The organism is Paenisporosarcina sp. OV554 (assembly GCF_003058165.1).
Classification (GTDB): domain Bacteria; phylum Bacillota; class Bacilli; order Bacillales_A; family Planococcaceae; genus Paenisporosarcina.
The window spans coordinates 32,430-52,033 of sequence record NZ_QBUC01000025.1 but is presented as its reverse complement, the minus strand read 5'-3'; the positions used below and the strand labels follow the sequence as shown (position 1 = coordinate 52,033).

The window sequence follows — 19,604 nt, the reverse complement described above, 5'->3', positions numbered from 1 at the left end:
TGTATTAGGCACGCCGCCAGCGTTCGTCCTGAGCCAGGATCAAACTCTCCATAATGGTGAGTCGATTAGCTCGACTTTGTTGCTGGCGTCAAAAATTTGACGTTTATAATGAACAATTAAGTTCAAGTTTGTTTTCGATACCGACAGGTGTCGGCGGAAGAAAACGTTTTTGCTTCCCGCACCGAAGTGCGTTCCGCTTGTTAGTTGACGTTTTGCTGTTCAGTTTTCAAGGTTCATTTCGTTGGTCACTCTCGCGACAGCAACTTTTATATCTTAACAAATCCAGTTTGTTATGTCAACAAAAAGTTTTGTTTAGTTATTTTTGTTTGCCGCTCGTTTTGGCGACTTGATTACTATACCACCATACAAAAGTGTGCACAAGTCTTTTTATAATTAAAAGATTATTAAAATAATAGACCGTAGATTCTTCCTTACAAATTAAAAAGAAGCCGGGACGATAACCCGACTTCTTTCTTGACTTACTTAGTCACGATGACGCATTTGTGGGAACAATAGAACATCGCGAATCGATGGTGAGTTTGTTAATAGCATAATTAAACGATCAATACCAATACCTAGTCCACCAGTTGGAGGCATTCCGTATTCAAGCGCTTCGATAAAATCATCATCCATTTCATGAGCTTCATCATTACCCGCTTCTTTTTCAACAAGTTGAGCTTCGAAACGTTCGCGTTGATCGATTGGGTCGTTTAATTCTGTGAAAGCATTTGCGTGCTCACGACGAACGATGAATAACTCAAAACGATCTGTGAAACGGCCGTCTTGTGGATTTTTCTTAGCTAATGGTGAGATTTCCACCGGGTGGCCAAAAATAAATGTAGGTTGAACTAATGACTCTTCGACTTTTTGCTCAAAGAATTCATTAAGCACATGTCCTACTTCCATAGAAGGTTTAATATCCACACCATGTTCTTTTGCTAAAGCGTGAGCTTGTTCTTTCGTCATCTCTACCCAGAAATCAACGCCCGTCATTTCTTTGACTGCATCAGCCATGTGTAGACGTTTCCAGCCAGGGGATAAATCAATCTCATCTTCTCCGTACATTACTTTCGTTGTACCGAGAACATCTTGTGCTACATGTGCGATTACGTTTTCAGTTAACGCCATGATGTCATTGTAATCTGCATAAGCTTCATACAACTCGAGCATCGTAAATTCAGGGTTGTGTCTTGTTGAAATTCCTTCGTTTCGGAATACACGACCGATTTCATAAACTTTTTCTAAGCCACCCACGATTAATCGTTTCAAATGCAGCTCTATTGCAATACGCATATATAATGTCATGTCTAATGCATTGTGGTGTGTTATAAATGGTCTTGCTGCAGCTCCGCCAGCAATTGCATGCATAAGTGGTGTTTCCACTTCTAAGAACCCTTGTCCATCTAAATATCGACGCATCGATTGAATGATACGGCTACGGGTGATAAATGTATTTTTGCTCTCTTCACTAGTAAGTAAGTCTAAGTAACGTTGGCGGTAACGTTGTTCAACATCTTTTAAGCCATGGAATTTTTCCGGCATAGGACGAAGTGCTTTTGTTAAGTGAGTGAATTCAGTTGCTTTCACCGAAAGTTCTCCTACTTGTGTACGGAAAACATTCCCACGAACGCCGACGATATCTCCTAAGTCTGCCGTAGTAAATAAATGGTAAGCTTCGTCGCCAATTGCATCTTTACGTACGTATATTTGAACTTGACCACCGAAGTCTTGAAGATGAGCGAATCCAGCTTTCCCTTTTCCACGCTTTGTCATGATTCTACCAGCGATCGTCACTTCGCGTGGTTCTTCATCCAATTGTTCTTTTGAAAACTGTTCAAACTCTTCATGAATTCCTGCCGATAAATGTGAACGTTCAAAACGCCCGCCAAATGGATCCAGTCCACTCTCACTTATTGAAGACATCTTTTGGCGTCTCACCAAAAGTTGATCATTTGTTTCTGTTTCATCTAAATGTGACATATTCATTTCACTCCCTTTTCTTTTGATAGCTCCGTTTAACCATTTAACGGAAAGCTAAGAAGAACCCAATAGACTGTATTTGATTGAAAACCGATTCAAAAATATCATTTGTTCGTCATCGCTAGCCATTCATAATGAACCTATTGTACACAATTTCACAATCGTCTTCACGTCTTATTGCATTTTTCGTTTAAATCTGAATGTATTTCCATAATTCTGATTATTTTCTTCTATATAAAGAAGAGCTATCACCAAAAGTGACAGCTCTCTTTGTTTTACATTACGCTTGCTTCTAGTTCACGGCCAAGTGCCATTTGCTCTTCTGCAAAGTTGTTAATGAATGTGCGTAGTTCTTGTGCAGATTCAGTTTGGTTAATTAAATTACGTGCTTTTCCGTTTCCACGGATGCCTTTTAAGTACCATGAAGCATGTTTACGCATTTCTCGAACGGCAACGTGTTCACCTTTAAGTGCCACTAACCGTTCGAAGTGAAGTAAGCAGACATCCATTTTCTCACGAACAGATGGTTCTGGTTTTAACTCACCAGACTCCAAATATTCCACGGTGCGGTAAATCATCCACGGATCACCTAATGCTGCGCGACCAATCATGACACCATCAACACCTGTTTCCTCTAGCATACGTTTTGCATCTTGAGGCGTTTCTACATCACCATTACCAATAACGGGAATCTTGACATTTTCTTTCACTTGGCGAATAATATCCCAGTCTGCGTGACCTTCATACATTTGTACGCGTGTACGTCCGTGAACAGCAACCGCTGATCCTCCCGCGCGTTCAACAGCTTGCGCATTTTGAACTGCATATAAATGATCAAGATCCCAACCTGTACGCATTTTCACACTTACTGGTTTTTTTACGTTGTCGACAACAGCCGCAACCATTTCGTAAATTTTTTCTGGATCGAGCAATAACTTCGCGCCCGCTTCACATTTTATAATTTTCGAAACTGGGCATCCCATGTTGATGTCAATAATATCTGCCGTAGTGTTTTGGTCTACATATTTTGCAGCTTCAACAAGTGTATCTTTGTCCCCACCAAAAATTTGTAATGACAACGGGTTTTCTCTGTCATCAATGTACAGCATGTTCATCGTTCTTTCGTTTTTATGCACAATACCTTTATCGGAAATCATTTCTGCATAAACAAGTCCAGCACCAAACTCTTTTACCGTTAAACGGAATGCCGAGTTACAAATACCAGCCATTGGCGCTAACACTACACGGTTATCCATTACATGCTTGCCAATTTGAAATGGCTTATCATTCATCTTCGTCATTGTTCACCCTCCTTTCTTATGAATTCGTTTCACCCATTAACTCTTCTACCTCTATATGCAGCACGGATGCCATATTATCTAATTGTTCTATTGTTGGTACTCGAGTTCCACGCTCGATTTGACCTAATACCGATGTTGACATGCCGATTTTATGGGCAAAGTCGAGTTGCTTCATCGCTTTTAGCTTTCTAAACGCACGAATGCGTCTACCCCATCGATTGTTTTCCATACGTGAACGCCTTCTTTCAGTCCTCTTGCATACTCGCGCAAAGACACACCCGTTACTGGATGAACACCCTCAGGCACCAATTCCATTAACGGTACGAGAACGAACCCTCGCTCATGCATTCGCGGATGAGGGACAGTCAGTTTCTCTGACACTATATTTTTATCATTATAGAGCAAAATGTCAAGGTCTATACATCTTGGTCCCCAGCGAAATTCGCGAATACGCCCTAGAGTCTGCTCAGTTTCCAAGCAAATTAAAAGGATTTTTTCTGCAGATAAATCACTCTTTATTTCGACAACTATATTTAAAAAAGTTGCTTGTTCAGTATATCCTACAGGATCGGTTTCATAAACAGACGAAACCTGAGTTACTGTTAATTCAGGTTGTTCTTGCAACATGAGAACCGCATCTTGTAACATGTCAAACCGATTTCCAAGATTCGAACCTAACGATAGGTATGCGGTATTCATACATATTCGCCTCTCGTAATTTCAACGGATACCGAACGATAATGACCAGGAATTGGAGGGTCAGGTTTAATTACGATTACTTTACACCCTTTTACGCGATCTTTGAATGTCGTTAATATTTCTGTTGCAATTCGCTCTGCCACAGTCTCTACTAACTTAACAGGTTCACCTTCAACAATATTTTGACAAATGAAAAATGCTTCTGCATAGTTTACCGTTTTGTCTAAATTATCTGTTTGACCGGCTTCTTGTAAATCAACAGCTAGAGAAAGTGTTACACGGAAGCGTTGCCCGAGTCTCGTTTCTTCAGCCAACACACCATGATTTCCCCAAAATTCCATGTCATTCACATGAATATAATCCATTTACTTCGCCCCTCTTAACTTTCTATATATGGTTGTTTATCAATCAATACATCCATCATGCGCACAGTGCGAACAATTTCTTTCACGTCATGCACTCGCACCATGTGACATCCATTCATGATACCAAAGGATACCGTTGCTGCTGTTCCTTCAAGACGTTCTTCAATTGGCAGATTTAAGACTTTGCCAACCATCGTTTTGCGAGATGTTGCTAGTAACACTGGGTAGCCCATCTCCACAAGATCCTGTAAATGTTGCATCATCAAAATATTTTGTTGCGTAGTTTTAGCAAATCCAATGCCTGGATCTAGCCAAATATGATGGCTTGGAACTCCTGCAGCTTTGGCAATTTGAACACTTTCTTCTAGATCCTTACGTACGTCCGGCCAGAAATCAGTATAGTTGGTATTATCACGATTATGCATCAATAAAATAGGCACACCGAGTCTTGCCGCCACTTCCGCAATCGCAGGTTCACGTTTAGCACCCCATACATCATTAATGATATGAGCACCTGCTTGTATGGCAGCTTCCGCCACTTTTGCTTTATATGTATCAATTGATATAGCCACATCGAGTTCCCTAGATAATGCATGTATAACGGGAATGACACGAGAGAGTTCTTCTTCAAGACTTACGGCCGCATGACCTGGTCGTGTTGATTCACCACCGACATCAATAATTTTCGCACCTTCAGCAACCATTTTCTTTGCATGATTAATTGCCGCTTCTACAGCATCGAATCGTCCACCATCTGAGAATGAGTCTGGTGTTACATTCAATATCCCCATAACAATTGTTTCTTTATGAAAATCAAAAACCGTTCCATTCACTTCGAACGGTTTTGTATAGTGGATTAAATTCACCATTATCGCTCCTTGCTTGTCTGTTCCACATGATCCTTATAGTGATCGTGTAACTTCCTGTAAATTAATCCATTCTTTCCGTCAAACAGATTCGTCCCAAGTTGATGAATGGGCACCAACTCTTGTACAGCATTCGTCACAAAAACTTCATCAGCCTCTTCAAGCTTTCCAGGAGTAAATAAACCTTCTTCCACATTAATCCCAAGTGATTCCGCTGTCTTAATCACCCAATTACGTGTAATTCCAGCTAAAATTCCTGTTTCTAGAGCAGGAGTATACAATACACTGTCTTTCACCCAAAACACATTTGATGTAATACCTTCTGCTACATGCCCTTCACCTGTTAAAAAAAAGCCTTCTTGTTCTGCAAGAGATGGTAATTCTAAGCGCGCCAGAACATTATTTGCATAATGGTGAGATTTATATCGATGTTCGCTTTCTGGTGTATTGCGTCGAGTTTTTAACCATACGGCTGATTTTTCTTTGCCACGTATAAAAGGCGGCAAGTTTTTTCTAAACAAAATGACTGACGGTTTTTCATAAACAGAAGGAGCTAAACCAATTTCATGCTCGCCAGCAGATACATTCAGTCTAAAATAACCGTCTTTCCCGCCACTTCTTGCATTTAGCTCAAGTATGATAGCTTTCAACATCTCTAAATCTAATTCGAGTTCAATTCGAAATTCATCGAGCGCCTTACGCAACCGTTCTATATGGTCTTCAAGTAAGAAAGGCTCTCCTTCATATGTACGGAATGTTTCGAAAAAACCTAAACCATATAAAAAACCGTGGTCAAAAGGAGAAATACGCAACTCATCTGCCTTAACAAACTCCCCATTCATCCAAGCCCACATTACACTTCCTGCTTCTTAGCCGGCTGGCAATAGGTGTGAATGAAATTCCGCAGCAATTGTTTACCTTCTTCAGTCATGATTGATTCAGGATGATACTGAACGCCTTCAATGGCAAATTCGCGATGACGAAGGCCCATAATTTCGCCTTCCGCCGTCCAAGAAGTCACTTCTAAACAATCGGGAAATGATTCTTTTTCAACAATTAATGAATGATAACGCGTTGCTTGAAATGGATTTGGCATTCCGGTATTAACACCTTTTCCATCGTGATGAACAGGTGAAGTTTTGCCATGCATTAAGCGCTCCGCTCGAATGACATTTCCACCGAATGCTTGTCCAATCGATTGATGCCCTAGACACACTCCGAAAATTGGAATCTTTCCAGAAAAGTGCGTAATGACATTTAGGCTGACGCCTGCATCATTTGGCGTACAAGGTCCTGGAGAAACAACAATCATTTCAGGTTTTAACGATTCAATATCAGCAATCGTCAATTCATCATTACGTTTAACGATTAACTCTTTTCCAAGTTCGCCAAAATATTGAACTAAGTTATAGGTAAATGAATCGTAGTTATCGATCATTAAAATCATTTTTTCCCCACTCCCTCCGCCATTGCTTTTGCTTGCCACAGTGCTTTTGCTTTGTTTAAAGATTCGATGTACTCATTTGCTGGACTCGAGTCAATAACAATACCGGCTCCTGCTTGAATATGAGCCATACCATCTTGCACAAACGCTGTGCGAATGACGATATTGAATTCCAAGTCACCTGTGTAACCGAGCCAACCGATAGAACCTGTATATAAACCGCGTCTGACGGGTTCAAGTTCTTCAATAATTTCCATTGTCCTGATTTTAGGTGCTCCCGTAATGGTTCCTCCAGGGAATACCGCGCGAAGGACTTCAGCATTAGATGTGTTTTCAGCTAGTGTTCCTCTTACGTTAGAAACAATATGCATCACGTGCGAATATTTTTCGATAACCATGAACTCGTTTACTTCAACAGAACCATATGCCGAGACACGCCCTAAATCATTGCGTTCTAAATCAACTAACATGACATGTTCAGCACGTTCTTTTTCGTTATCAATTAATTCTTTTGCTAGTAGCTCATCTTCATTTTCATTTTTCCCACGAGGACGCGTTCCTGCGATTGGCCGAGTTGATAGTTCATCGCCTTTTTTCTTCACCAATAACTCTGGCGATCCTGATACAACTGCAAACTCGGGCGATTGAATAAATGCCATGTACGGCGAAGGATTAAACGAACGTAACGCCTCATAATATGTTACGGGAGATACGCTTAGCGCCTTCGATTGACGAACAGACAAGTTTACTTGGAACACATCGCCTTGGCTAATATACGCCTGGATACTACGCACTGCTTCTTCAAAAACGTCTCCAGTCATAGAGACATGAAGTTCCGTCTGGTCGTCAAGTACTTCTGTCGCTCCACCCGCAATAAACACTCGAGCCGCTAAACCTTTTTTAGCCGCTTGTCTCCATTTTTCACTTTCTGCTTGCAAATCAACATCCACAGTCGAAATATGCATAACATGCACTTCTTCTTTCTCAATATCTAAAACCGCCCATTGATCCAGCAAGTAGAAGTACAAGTCTGGAATATGTAAATCATCTTCCGTGCCATTTGGCAACGCTTCAATTTGTCGAGCATAGTCGTATGTAATGAACCCTGCTGCACCACCTTGAAAATCTGGCAAATCAGCGATATGTGCAAATTGATATTCTTCTACTAGCTTTTCGACTAATTGCAGAGCTTCTCCGTGTCTTTCTTCCACTTTCCCATCACGCCACTTTATCAGTAAACCACTTTCAGTTGATTCTATAACGGCTAATGGATTCCATGCTGCCACACTAAATTGCCCTCCGCGTCCACTTTCCATCAAAATATGGTGAGACTCAGTTTGTGTGAGCTCTTTATAAGCATAATAAAAATCATCTTTATTTAGTGACATTGTTGCTGTATGTAATTGAACATCCTGCATGTCCATTCTCCCCCTGAATAACAAGTATCGCTTTCATCTTATCGCGAATCACTAGTTAAACGCCACAAAAAAGAGAGAACGTCTCCGCTCCCTCTTTATCTATTACTATTAGTCTTCAAATTGATACAGTGGTGTACTTAAATAGCGTTCTCCATTCGAAGGAAGAATAGCTAAAACTTTTTTGCCTTTACCAAGTCTACGTGCTACTTCTAACGCCGCATGCACAGCGGCTCCTGATGAGACACCACCAAGAATTCCTTCTTCTCGCGCTACTTTTCGCGCTGTTTCATACGCATCTTCATTTGACACTTGAATAATGCTGTCATAAATTTCAGTATCCAACACTTCAGGAACGAAACCGGCACCAATTCCTTGGATTTTATGAGGTCCTGGTTGACCACCCGATAAAATTGCTGAATCTTTTGGCTCAACTGCCACAATTTCAATTCCCGGGAAGTTCTTTTTCAATACTTCACCAGCACCAGTGATTGTTCCACCTGTACCAATACCTGAAACAAAAGCATCTAGTTGATCCATCGCTTCTACAATTTCAGGACCAGTCGTTAAACGATGTACTTCTGGATTTGCTAAGTTATTAAATTGTTGAGGCATATACCAGCCGTTTTCTTCTGCTAATTCAGTTGCTTTTGCAATTGCACCCTTCATTCCGTCAGGTCCTGGAGTTAACACTAAGTCAGCACCGTATGCACGCAATAAATTACGTCGCTCCATGCTCATTGTTTCAGGCATAACAAGTACCGATTTATACCCTTTAGCTGCAGCAATCATAGCGAGACCTATTCCTGTGTTACCACTTGTTGGTTCAATAATCGTATCACCTTGTTTTAACTTTCCATCACGTTCTGCCGCTTCAACCATTGAAAGAGCAATACGATCTTTCACACTACTACTGGGGTTGAAGAATTCTAACTTCAAATATACCTCTGCGTCTTCAGGTCCTGTAAGTCTGTTTAATTTAACAATCGGGGTTTTACCTACTAAATCTGCTACTGAATTACCTACTCTTGTCATTTTCTCACTCCTAATACCTAGTAGTTCAATTGGTTTTATTATCTTCTTAATCCTACCAATTTTTCTGACTTTTCGCAAACAAAAAGCAGCCACCTGAACGAATCAGAAAACTGCTTGGTTATATCGTTATAATACGTAACTTTAAGCCCTTTTATGTCTATTCCAGAAGATTGCGTAACGGTTACTCGTAGGCAAAGGAAACCACCGTGAAGTCGAGCTAGAGTGGCGCTTTCAGCATTTCGATCTTATTCGCCATAAAACCATTCGGTGTCAAATTCTTTCCAAAACGCTTCTGGGGAAACGGATTGTGGTAGTTGTTCCAAAGCCAATTCACGTTTGATATGATCTTTCACATCTTCAAAAGAGAACTCTTGACCTTCTACAATATCCTGTAAGTAGACGACGCCGTATCGACCTTCAGATAGTGCAACTGGACTACTCCATTGGTCTACTTCTAGTTTACTAGCTGCTTCCACAACAGAAGAATCTACATTCTCTTGACCTTCAGAAATATATCCAATATCTCCACCAAGACTTGCCGAAGAAGCATCAACTGACCGTTCACGAGCTAACACATCAAACGAAGAACCATTTTCGAGTTCATTTACTGCCTCTTGTGCGTCTGATATAGTCTGTAAAACAATTAAACTCGCTTGATATGTAGTAGGGATATTATAAAGGGACTGGTTTTCATCAAAAAATGTTTGGATTTGCTCATCTTCAATCACCACGTCTTTTGTTAACACTTTATCTAGTATTAATTGGGCACGCGTTTTTTGACGGTGCATATCACTGTTCAAAGACAGACCTTGTGAACCAGTGCTGTCTTGAGCAGTTCTGATTAAGGACAATTCCAAATCTATTTCTTTATCAGTCACTTTAATTTCGTATTTTTTAGCAGCCGTATTCATTACTCGAGCGTTTACCAGCTCAAGTAATGTTTCTTTTCCATACTGCTCTTCCATCGCGACCATCCAGTCTTCACGGGAAATCTCCTCTTTTCCAACTGTAGCCACAACTTCATTGCCGCCAGTTGGTCCGTTTGGAACTAGCCAAGCGATAAACCATAACATGTTTCCAAGCAATAAAAGACCTAAAACAATAAGTACAGGTTTCGTTTTCAATTTCTTCTGAGTAAGTCGCCCGTCGCGACCACCTACATTATTATGAGTTGATTTCATCGATATAAGATTCCAATTCTTGCTGTGAATATTCATACGTTTCCATACAGAAATGACATTGCGCTTCTGCTTTGCCGTCATCTTCAATCATTTCTTGAATTTCATTTACACCTAAAGCTAAAATAGCCGTTCCAAATCGTTCCTTCGAACAGTTACATTCAAATGAAACGTCCATTTTATCTAGTACATGGACATTTTCTTCACCTAAAACCTCTTGCAATAATTCTTCAGGGGATAAACCCTTTGCAATCAGTGTAGATACAGGCTCCATAGAACTTAGTTTTTCTTCAATAACAGAAATCGTGTCATCTTCAATTCCTGGCATTAACTGAATGATAAAACCGCCTGAAGCCAAAATTGAATTATCCGGATTTACTAACACACCTAACCCAACAGAAGAAGGTACTTGTTCTGATGTAGCGAAGTAATATGTGAAGTCTTCACCTAGTTCACCCGATACTAGTGGCACTGAACCCGTAAAGAAGTCTCTCATTCCTAGGTCTTTAACTATCGTCAACATGCCATCTGTTCCAACTGCGCGTTTCACATCAAGCTTACCGTGCTCATTCAATTCAAAGTGGGTCTGAGGATGTGAAACATATCCACGTACTTCACCTTTTGAGTTACTATCGACGATAATGGCACCGATAGGACCTTTACCTTCCACTTTAACCGTTATCTTATCTTCACCTTTAAGCATAGCCCCCATCATAACGCCAGCTGTCATCGAACGACCAAGTGCTGCTGATGCAGTTGGCCACGTTGCGTGACGTTGTTGTGCTTCTCTTATTGTATCGGTTGTACGAACCGAAAAAGCTCTCACTTTTCCTTCAAATGCTAAAGCTCTTACTAAATAATCATTCATTTTCGTTTCCTCTTTTCTTAATGGTTACGTTCGTATATTAAATGCAATCCTTTTAAAGTTAAATAAGGGTCAATTTTATCGATTACGGTCGATTCTGCGGCAATTAAATTAGCCATCCCACCAGTCGCAATGACAGTAGGCTGTAATTTACTTTGTGCTTTCATACGAGATACAATACCTTCAACTTGCCCGACATATCCGAAAACAATACCGGCTTGCATGGCAGAGATTGTATTTTTACCAACTACACTCTCGGGCTTGGTTAATTCAATACGAGGTAATTTAGAAGCTTTAGTAAATAGAGCTTCGGTTGAAATACCAATACCAGGAGCAATCGCGCCACCCATATAATCGCCTTTTTCATTTATATAACAATAGGTTGTGGCCGTTCCAAAATCAACAATAATGAGTGGTGGTCCATATTCTTCTATCGCCGCCACTGCGTTGACAATACGGTCTGCGCCAACTTCACGAGGATTTTCGTATTTAATATTTAATCCCGTTTTCACACCTGGACCTACTATGAGTGGCTTAAGGCCAAAATATTTCTGACACATGCGTTCCAACGAAAACATGATAGACGGAACAACGGACGAAATGATGATGCCATGAATTTGACTAAAGTCGATACCGGCATGATTAAATAACGCCTTTACTTGCATGCCGTATTCGTCTTCCGTTTTGTAACGATCCGTTTCCATGCGCCAGTGATGAATTAATTCGTCTGAATGATAAACACCCAGCACAATATTCGTATTTCCAGTATCTAAAACGAGTATCATTAGTGTACCTCACAAATTCCATTAATAGATTGCTTTAGTATTGCAGTCTGCCTACTTTGACCTTCTACACTTCGCTTTTCGTGTCTAACAATCAGGCCATATTTCTCACCTATACTTTTCTGTAAGTCATCATACCATAATTATCTATGCATAAAAAAGCTGAGCGACTTCCACATAGGGAGGCCGCTCAGCTTTATATGCATTATTCGTTATTTACGATCTTCTTTAATGCCTGGTGAAGGTTCAACTGTTGTTTCTTCCTTCGGTAGATCCGCTATTGATGGGTCGTTTGGTGCGCCTGTAACGTCTGGTGTTACTTCGTCAACCTTTTCCGTTTCCACATCTACTATTTCAGTTACAGAATCCTTAACCGGACGAACAGGTAAAGTACCATGTTCTTTCAGGTGCATAATTTGACCAGCATCTAATGTTTCTACTTCAAGAAGTGTGGTTGCAATTAGCTCAAGCAATTCACGTTTTTCCGTCAAAATTTCTTTCGTACGGGCGTATTGCTCTTTGATCATAGTTTGCATTTCTTGGTCAATTTCGTAAGCAATCGCATCTGAATAATTTTGTTCAGAGTTAAAGTCACGACCCAAGAAGACGTTTCCGCCTTGCGCTTGACCAAATTGCATCGGTCCAAGCTTATCGCTCATTCCGTATTCTGTCACCATGCTCCGAGCAATACTCGTCGCACGTTGGAAGTCATTATGAGCACCAGTTGAGACTTCACCGAAGACTACATCTTCAGCTACACGCCCGCCAAGTAAACCAGAAATTTTATCAAGTAATTCTGGTTTTGTCATGAAGTAACGATCTTCTTTTGGTAACATAACTGCATATCCACCTGCTTGACCACGTGGAACGATGGTAACTTTATGTACAATTTCTGCATCATCTAAAGTTAATCCAATTACTACGTGTCCCGCTTCGTGGTAGGCAACAATATTGCGTTCTTTTGCTGAAATGACTTTACCCGTTTTAGCAGGACCTGCAATTACACGGTCAGTCGCTTCATCAATATCTTCCATATCAATCTTCTTCTTGTTACGACGTGCAGCAACTAAAGCTGCTTCGTTCAGAAGATTTTCTAAATCCGCACCAGAAAATCCTGGTGTACGTTGTGCGATTGCTTTAAAATCTACTTCTTCTTCTAAAGGTTTGTTACGTGCATGTACTCTTAGGACAGCTTCACGACCTTTAACATCTGGGCGACCAACCGTGATTTGACGGTCAAAACGTCCTGGACGAAGAAGAGCTGGATCTAAAATATCTGGGCGGTTTGTTGCCGCGATGATAATAATACCTTCATTCGCTCCGAAACCATCCATTTCAACAAGTAATTGGTTCAAGGTTTGTTCACGCTCATCGTGTCCACCACCAAGACCTGCTCCACGTTGACGACCAACTGCATCAATTTCATCGATGAAAATGATACATGGTGCATTTTTCTTGGCATTTTCGAAAAGGTCACGTACACGAGATGCACCAACCCCAACAAACATTTCCACGAAATCAGAACCACTAATAGAGAAGAAAGGAACACCTGATTCGCCTGCAACAGCACGAGCAAGTAACGTTTTACCAGTACCCGGAGGACCAACTAGAAGAATCCCTTTAGGAATACGAGCACCAATTGCATCGAATTTGCGAGGGTCTTTTAAGAATTCAACCACTTCTACAAGTTCTTGTTTCTCTTCGTCCGCTCCTGCTACATCTTCAAAACGAACTTTTTTCTTTTCATTATCATATAATTTCGCTTTACTTTTCCCGAAATTCATCACTCGGTTACCGCCACCCTGAGCTTGGTTCAACAAGAAGAAGAACAGGATAAAGATAATGATGAATGGAATTAAGCCGGTAAAGAATTGCACCCATCCGCTTGTTTCAGGTGCTGGTAAAACTTTGACACCGCTCGTTTTTGACGCTTTGTCGATGGCAGTTAGGACTGATGGGTTATCCATAGTAATGGCAGTGACGAATTCCTCGTCTTTTTTATACCCTTCCATTTTCCCTCGAACTTCATACACCCCTTGATCTGGTTGCATTGAAAATTCAGTAACCTTGCCACTTTCTAACGCAGTAAGAAACTCGCCATAATTGACTTCTTTGGTAGGTTCTTTCCCGCTGTTAAACGTACCAAAAATCCCAATAATTACGAGGAAAATTAATAAATAAAATATGGTGTATCGAAATATTCGATTCATCCCGAACCTCCTCAAGAAATATACAGAAAAACTAATGATAATCTTATCATACGAAGAAAAAAGGGTACAACGATATGCCTTGCCTTTTACACGTTATTCTTTAATTTATGTCGTAAATTAAATTCAATCTATTAAAAAGAGTAAACTTCTTTCTTCAAAACTCCTACATACGGTAAGTTACGATATTTTTCCATGTAGTCTAATCCGTATCCTACTACAAAAGCATCAGGAACAATAAAGCCAACATAATCCGCTTGTAGATCAACTTTACGACCCGTTGGTTTGTCTAGTAATGTAACGACTTTAATCGATTTTGCTTTACGGTATTTAAACAGGTCAACTAAATAGCTAAGTGTTAACCCACTATCGATAATATCTTCTAAAATTAACACGTCACGACCTTCAACACTTGTGTTTAAATCTTTTACAATTTTCACTTCACCAGAAGAAACTGTGGCATTCCCGTAACTTGAAACGTCCATGAAATCAATTTCCATGTAAATATCCATACGCTTCATAAGGTCAGCCATAAATGGCATTGCGCCTTTTAGTACACCAACCGCGAGTGGGAATTTATCGTTGTAATCAGCAGTTAAAACTTCGCCTAATTCGCGAATTTTTGTTTGTAGTTGTTCTTCAGAAATTAACACTTCTTGAATATCTTTTTCTAACATATGGGTTCCTCCTTGAGCTTAGTGGCTCTCTTTTTCAATCATGAACTGATGTGTCCAACCTTCATGTGGTTGTTTAGTAAAACGCGAACCTAATCGCACGCCTGGTACACCAATTATCTCTCGTTGATGTGTTTCGAGCAATTGAACTGCCTGGCGGGTATGTCGAGGAACTTTTTCATCAATCATTAAGCGAGATAAACGCTTAGGTTCTTTCATTCCTTTTAGCAACAATCGGTCTCCCGGTTGTCTTCCTCGCACATGAATAGGTAGTTCACTTATATTAAGTGTTACATACCATCCGTCGTCCACATTCATCTCGTCTTCTCGATTAATCATCTTTATCCGTAAGTCCATCCCAACAGAAACCCACTCTCCAATGACAACTATGCTCTCAGTGGCGGGTATTGCTGAGTTCGCTTCTTCAAAAGAAAACAGCATTGTTGAGTAGTGGCGGAACCCTTTTCTCCCGTCTGGAAGATGAATCTCACTTGAACCATCACATTCGAGACACTGGCTATGGACTTGTTCAATAAGCGAATGGCTTAACCATAAACTTTCATTAGGGTATAGATAGTTTAATAGTAGTAGAACTACTCTTTTTTGTAAAGCAACCTCGATACCTTGAAATTGAAGTAAGTCGATAGATAGTGCATGAGAGTCCGATGAAAGGATGATTTTTTCATATTCCATCATGGCAAGTTTGTGCAACAATTGCTCATCTTGTTGCTGCTGATGTGTCCATTTCGTAATAGCCGCTGCCACATTTTGGTTTTCTTCTTGGACGAGCGGGACGATATGATGACGGAATCGGTTACGGGTATAAGTGTCCTTTTTATTACTGGAATCTTCACGATATGTATAGTGCTGTTCATTCAAATATTGTTCTATTTGTTTTCGTGTTACAGATAGCAAAGGACGAATTAATTCACACTTTCCATAATTGCGTTTTGCGTACATACCATTCGATCTTGTTCCTCTTGTCAAACCCATAAATACAGACTCCACTTGATCATCCGCATGATGAGCTACTGCCAGTTTGTTGTAATGACTTTCCTCCATCACTTGTTCAAAAAAGCGATAACGTTCACGACGACAAACATCCTGTAAGTTCCCATTTTCGCGAAGAAGAATGTTTTTTATAGGTAATGTTTTACTGTGAAACTGAATGTTCCAACTGTCACATAAATCCCTTACAAAACGTTCATCTTCGTCGGACTCTTTTCCTCTAAGACCATGGTTTGCATGAATACAACCTAGTTCGATAGCGAGAAAATCTTTTTGTTTGTGCAAAAAAGTGAGGAGCGCAATTGAATCTGCGCCCCCAGAACATCCGACAAGAAGTCGATCTCCTTCGCTTATTAATCGATGTCTTTGATTATATGTTAAAATCTCTTCACGAAAACCCAACTTCTTGTCACCTCCTTGCTTTTATTCTATTTTATCATTCTTTCCCGGGAAATATTTCGATAAGATGGAGAAAAGAGTGACCATTCTGGTACAGCGTGTCTTAGTTTTACCACAATAAGTGTTCGATCATCTTCAGCAGCTGGATATTTATTATTAAATTCTGCAGCTAATACATCAGCGAGAGATCCTGTAGGCGTCGATTCATACTTTTTCATTAACCTAATTAGTTCGTTTTCTTGTTCTTCTAAAGAGTAATCCGGTGAAAACATTCCATCTGACAACATAACTAAAATATCTCCAGCTTTAACAAGCCGTTCTTCTGCATCTACCGACATGGTTGGTAAGAACCCAATTGGCACACTTTGACTATCAATTTTCACACAATCCTTCCCTCTTAGTAAATACGTTGACATGCTACCCGCTTTAAACGACCACAATTTACCTTGCTGTAAATCAAGCAATGCTAAATCCACCGTTGCATATAAATCGGAATGGTGTTTGAGTGACATGACGTAATGTAACGTATGCATTGCAGTTTCTGGGTTCATTTGGTGTTGTAAACATTCTCTTAATAACCTAATGACTTTTCTACTCTCATGATAAGCTTCCATATTTTGACCCATTCCATCAGATAATACGAATGCAACTAGCCCACTATGCAAAGGAATGACACTATGGGCATCCCCAGAATATACCGTATTTTGATAGGAACTCGTAAATACTCCGTAATCATACGTAAATCTCACAGCAGACTGAAAAGTAATTTGGATGTGTGAAAATGGATCCTTAATTTCAGAAGTACGACTAATTTCAAAAGGTTCATCATATAATTCATGAAGAATCGGAATGATAAGTCTCTCACCTATCATTTGATTCGTTTCCCACTCTGCTTGTTTGATTGGTAAACAACAGACAATCTTTCTTGCTCCTTGTTCTTCGGAAAGCATATCAATTTGAAAATGTGCAATTTTAGCATCATCTAAGCGTTTCGAAATTTTCTCTTCTTCTGATTCGTGGTTTGCTTCATTCATCTGAAGGTCTGCCATTAGATCGCTGACATGCTGACTCATGTCACGCAATTGGTAGGCTAGCATCTTTTTACCATGAGCATAGTGTCCAGCAAGTTTGTTATTTGCATACTCTTCTTCAAGTGCATCCACCAAGCCATTTGAACGTACACATTTTTCTTGAATCCGATCATTTAACCGATAACGAACACCTGATTTGGTATGAGCCCTCATTTCTTTCCATTCCTCGATCACCGGGTACATCCCTTGGCCAGAGTCACCCCAACATTTATCTTGTCTAAAGCAAGTTCCACATACAGAATATTCAGGTGTTTGGCTAGTCGAAGCAGTTTCTTTTTGTGTGGGAAAGCGATCGTTGACAAGTTGTGTAATAAATTCTACAAACTGTTGGAAATCGAATAGTTGAGTATTTACTTTATCAGTAAGCCATTGTTGCCTTTTAAAAAGAACTGATGATGGTTTTGGGAAAAACTGATTCTGAGCATAGTTTATCCAAGAAGTTGGCAATATAAAAAAAATCATGCTCGCACAAGCGAGAGAAGCAAAATAAACTTTATCGAGTGGTAACGTATTGTCATATACAGTGAAGAATAGCGCGGCTCCGAAAGAACCTATTGCAATCCATAATCGATTTTTATTTTGAAACAACCCCGCACTTAATCCAGATAGGGCATAAACCGCAATCATGCCGCTAAACGATAGTTGGGACAGGCTAAGTATTGTACCCATAATAGTGGCTACTGCCGTTCCGACAAATACCCCACCCACACTAACCGCTCCAAATATCACAAGATGAACGAGTACTAGAGGCACTGAGACGAGACCAAATAACAATCCCCCCATCCCCGTTAACATCAAAGCACTCACCATCACCGCTGCTCCAATTCGTTCAAACGTCCATTTCGCTGTCGTAAGAGCGTGCATAGGAACAAACAGTTGGAATAAAAAGACCGTCATAATCGCAGATAAAATACTTTCATACAAAACTAGTAACGATACCGACAATGGGATGGCGCCGCCATATGATACCCACTGCCATCCAAATTGGACAAGCAAGATTACCATTGCAACTTGAAATGGTATAAATTTTTTGTTTTTAAGAATTTGGCTGATTCCTTGATAACCACCGATCTGCAACACATGAAGGATAGTCTGACCTATTCCGAGCGTCAAGCTCCCACTGAGGCCCCCAATCCAAACAAACGGTAGATAACGCGGATACCTCCTCGCCACGATTGCCCAAATTGGTAAAAAGAAAGGTACCGCTGCTTCAAATAACACTGCTTTCGATAAGAAGAATGCAAAGAATAAAATAAGTGTAGATAGTGTGATTTTTAATTTTTTCTTTTTTACTAAGAGCATCCAACGGCTCCAAACAGGCATTTTCTTCACACCATCAGTTGTTAACGACTTCATGAAACCATTCCCTTCCCCTACGATGTTTCTCATTATAGGAGAAGGATTGTTTAAAGTTTGTCTATTTGTGACAACACAAACAAAAAACATTTCGACGAAATATCAGAAGAAACCGTAAAAATTTTTAAAAGATAGCTTGACATTCGCATATATTCACTTGTATTATTATAAATGTTCTTTAAAAACGGCGGCCTAGCTCAGCTGGCTAGAGCGTACGGTTCATACCCGTGAGGTCGGGGGTTCGATCCCCTCGGCCGCCATATTAAGAAAAGCAGAAAGCGCCACTTTGGCGCTTTCTGCTTTTCCTAGGCCCCTTGGTCAAGCGGTTAAGACACCGCCCTTTCACGGCGGTAACACGGGTTCGAACCCCGTAGGGGTCATCCGAAAAACTCACAAGAGATATTCTCTTGTGAGTTTTTTTGATTATCTAGGAGTTTCTTACACGCTCAATTTGTCGTTTATGATGTTCATCATGTTCCCAAAAATCAGTGAAATAGCTCATAATCGACAAAGTATGATCACCAATTTGAAATTCTTTATTCCATTCACTTTCATCTACTACTTCAAGTTTTTGTGTAATGCGCTGACGCTCAATTTTCGCATAAGCGATGGTTTCTTCAAATGTTTGTTCAGCAGCACGTGCTGCAGCTTTTGAATTAAATTCTTCGAAAGCTGGAAATCTTTCAAGTTTAGCACCTTCTTTCATGTTAGGAAGTCGATCTTCCGAAGTGAACCGATCCCATTCAGCCAAGTGCATGACAATTTCATTTGGTGACCATTTTCCTTGCTGGTATGGACTCATTGCTTGTTCAGGTGTTAGTTCTTTTAATGAATCCAACCATGCTTGATAATTTTTATGTGTTCTTAATATTTGTTGTTTGCTGCTCATAAGCCACACTCCTTTCTATTATTTTTCTCTACCATAAGCTACAATCCCTT

Annotated in this window: 18 protein-coding genes and 2 tRNA genes; 2 read left to right on the top strand and 18 right to left on the bottom strand. The window is 40.2% G+C overall.

The annotated features are described in order from the left end of the window. Positions 1-483: 483 nt before the first annotated feature. The 17 genes from lysS to C8K15_RS16845 form a co-directional block, all read right to left on the bottom strand. Positions 484-1,980: a lysine--tRNA ligase gene (gene lysS / locus C8K15_RS16925; protein ID WP_108587566.1), complete on the bottom strand. Its 1,497-nt coding sequence runs from the start codon at positions 1,978-1,980 to the stop codon at positions 484-486. Positions 1,981-2,255: 275 nt separating this feature from the next. After that, on the bottom strand, positions 2,256-3,281 hold the full coding sequence (gene dusB / locus C8K15_RS16920; RefSeq protein WP_108587564.1) for a tRNA dihydrouridine synthase DusB: 1,026 nt from the start codon (positions 3,279-3,281) through the stop codon (positions 2,256-2,258). A 16-nt stretch (positions 3,282-3,297) separates the two neighbouring features. Further along, positions 3,298-3,510, bottom strand: a complete 213-nt coding sequence (locus C8K15_RS16915) for a helix-turn-helix domain-containing protein (protein ID WP_108587562.1) — start codon at positions 3,508-3,510, stop codon at positions 3,298-3,300. Next, positions 3,462-3,980 (bottom strand): 2-amino-4-hydroxy-6-hydroxymethyldihydropteridine diphosphokinase, encoded by a 519-nt coding sequence (folK, locus tag C8K15_RS16910; protein WP_108587560.1) that lies wholly within the window; start codon positions 3,978-3,980, stop codon positions 3,462-3,464. The genes C8K15_RS16915 and folK overlap by 49 nt, the downstream gene beginning before the upstream one ends. Continuing rightward, positions 3,977-4,345, bottom strand: coding sequence for a dihydroneopterin aldolase (gene folB / locus C8K15_RS16905; RefSeq protein WP_108587559.1), 369 nt, complete (start codon positions 4,343-4,345; stop codon positions 3,977-3,979). The genes folK and folB overlap by 4 nt, the downstream gene beginning before the upstream one ends. 14 nt (positions 4,346-4,359) lie before the next feature. Continuing rightward, entirely contained in the window at positions 4,360-5,211 is an 852-nt protein-coding gene (folP, locus tag C8K15_RS16900; RefSeq protein ID WP_199224134.1) for a dihydropteroate synthase, read from the bottom strand. Between the two features lie 2 nt (positions 5,212-5,213). Next, a complete protein-coding gene (gene pabC, locus C8K15_RS16895) occupies positions 5,214-6,065 on the bottom strand; it encodes an aminodeoxychorismate lyase (RefSeq protein WP_108587555.1) in 852 nt (283 codons plus the stop codon). After that, the gene (gene pabA, locus C8K15_RS16890) at positions 6,065-6,658 is read right to left on the bottom strand and encodes an aminodeoxychorismate/anthranilate synthase component II (protein ID WP_108587553.1); all 594 of its coding nucleotides are present in this window, start codon (positions 6,656-6,658) and stop codon (positions 6,065-6,067) included. Before pabA ends, pabC begins: the two co-directional genes overlap by 1 nt. Beyond that, positions 6,655-8,073 carry an anthranilate synthase component I family protein gene (locus tag C8K15_RS16885; protein ID WP_108587551.1) on the bottom strand — a complete coding sequence of 473 codons (1,419 nt, stop codon included), beginning with the start codon at positions 8,071-8,073 and terminating at the stop codon, positions 6,655-6,657. The genes pabA and C8K15_RS16885 overlap by 4 nt, the downstream gene beginning before the upstream one ends. A gap of 108 nt (positions 8,074-8,181) precedes the next feature. Further along, positions 8,182-9,105, bottom strand: a complete 924-nt coding sequence (gene cysK / locus C8K15_RS16880) for a cysteine synthase A (protein ID WP_108587550.1) — start codon at positions 9,103-9,105, stop codon at positions 8,182-8,184. A gap of 245 nt (positions 9,106-9,350) precedes the next feature. Beyond that, positions 9,351-10,286 (bottom strand): peptidyl-prolyl cis-trans isomerase, encoded by a 936-nt coding sequence (locus C8K15_RS16875; RefSeq protein WP_108587548.1) that lies wholly within the window; start codon positions 10,284-10,286, stop codon positions 9,351-9,353. Next, positions 10,270-11,151, bottom strand: coding sequence for an Hsp33 family molecular chaperone HslO (gene hslO / locus C8K15_RS16870; protein ID WP_108587546.1), 882 nt, complete (start codon positions 11,149-11,151; stop codon positions 10,270-10,272). Before hslO ends, C8K15_RS16875 begins: the two co-directional genes overlap by 17 nt. A gap of 17 nt (positions 11,152-11,168) precedes the next feature. After that, positions 11,169-11,933: a type III pantothenate kinase gene (locus tag C8K15_RS16865; protein WP_108587545.1), complete on the bottom strand. Its 765-nt coding sequence runs from the start codon at positions 11,931-11,933 to the stop codon at positions 11,169-11,171. 209 nt (positions 11,934-12,142) lie between these two features. Next, positions 12,143-14,140 carry an ATP-dependent zinc metalloprotease FtsH gene (gene ftsH / locus C8K15_RS16860; protein WP_108587542.1) on the bottom strand — a complete coding sequence of 666 codons (1,998 nt, stop codon included), beginning with the start codon at positions 14,138-14,140 and terminating at the stop codon, positions 12,143-12,145. A 131-nt stretch (positions 14,141-14,271) separates the two neighbouring features. Then, positions 14,272-14,814: a hypoxanthine phosphoribosyltransferase gene (gene hpt / locus C8K15_RS16855; protein ID WP_108587540.1), complete on the bottom strand. Its 543-nt coding sequence runs from the start codon at positions 14,812-14,814 to the stop codon at positions 14,272-14,274. An 18-nt stretch (positions 14,815-14,832) separates the two neighbouring features. After that, on the bottom strand, positions 14,833-16,221 hold the full coding sequence (gene tilS / locus C8K15_RS16850) for a tRNA lysidine(34) synthetase TilS (protein WP_108587538.1): 1,389 nt from the start codon (positions 16,219-16,221) through the stop codon (positions 14,833-14,835). Between the two features lie 26 nt (positions 16,222-16,247). After that, the gene (locus C8K15_RS16845) at positions 16,248-18,665 is read right to left on the bottom strand and encodes a SpoIIE family protein phosphatase (RefSeq protein ID WP_108587537.1); all 2,418 of its coding nucleotides are present in this window, start codon (positions 18,663-18,665) and stop codon (positions 16,248-16,250) included. 186 nt (positions 18,666-18,851) lie between these two features. Here C8K15_RS16845 and C8K15_RS16840 point away from each other — a divergent pair. Further along, positions 18,852-18,925: transfer RNA gene (locus C8K15_RS16840), tRNA-Met, on the top strand. A 48-nt stretch (positions 18,926-18,973) separates the two neighbouring features. Next, positions 18,974-19,045: transfer RNA gene (locus C8K15_RS16835), tRNA-Glu, on the top strand. A gap of 47 nt (positions 19,046-19,092) precedes the next feature. On the opposite strand, the gene C8K15_RS16830 is transcribed toward C8K15_RS16835, so the two are convergent. Continuing rightward, complete coding sequence (locus C8K15_RS16830) at positions 19,093-19,554, bottom strand: DinB family protein (RefSeq protein WP_108587535.1); 462 nt, start codon at positions 19,552-19,554, stop codon at positions 19,093-19,095. Positions 19,555-19,604 lie beyond the last annotated feature (50 nt).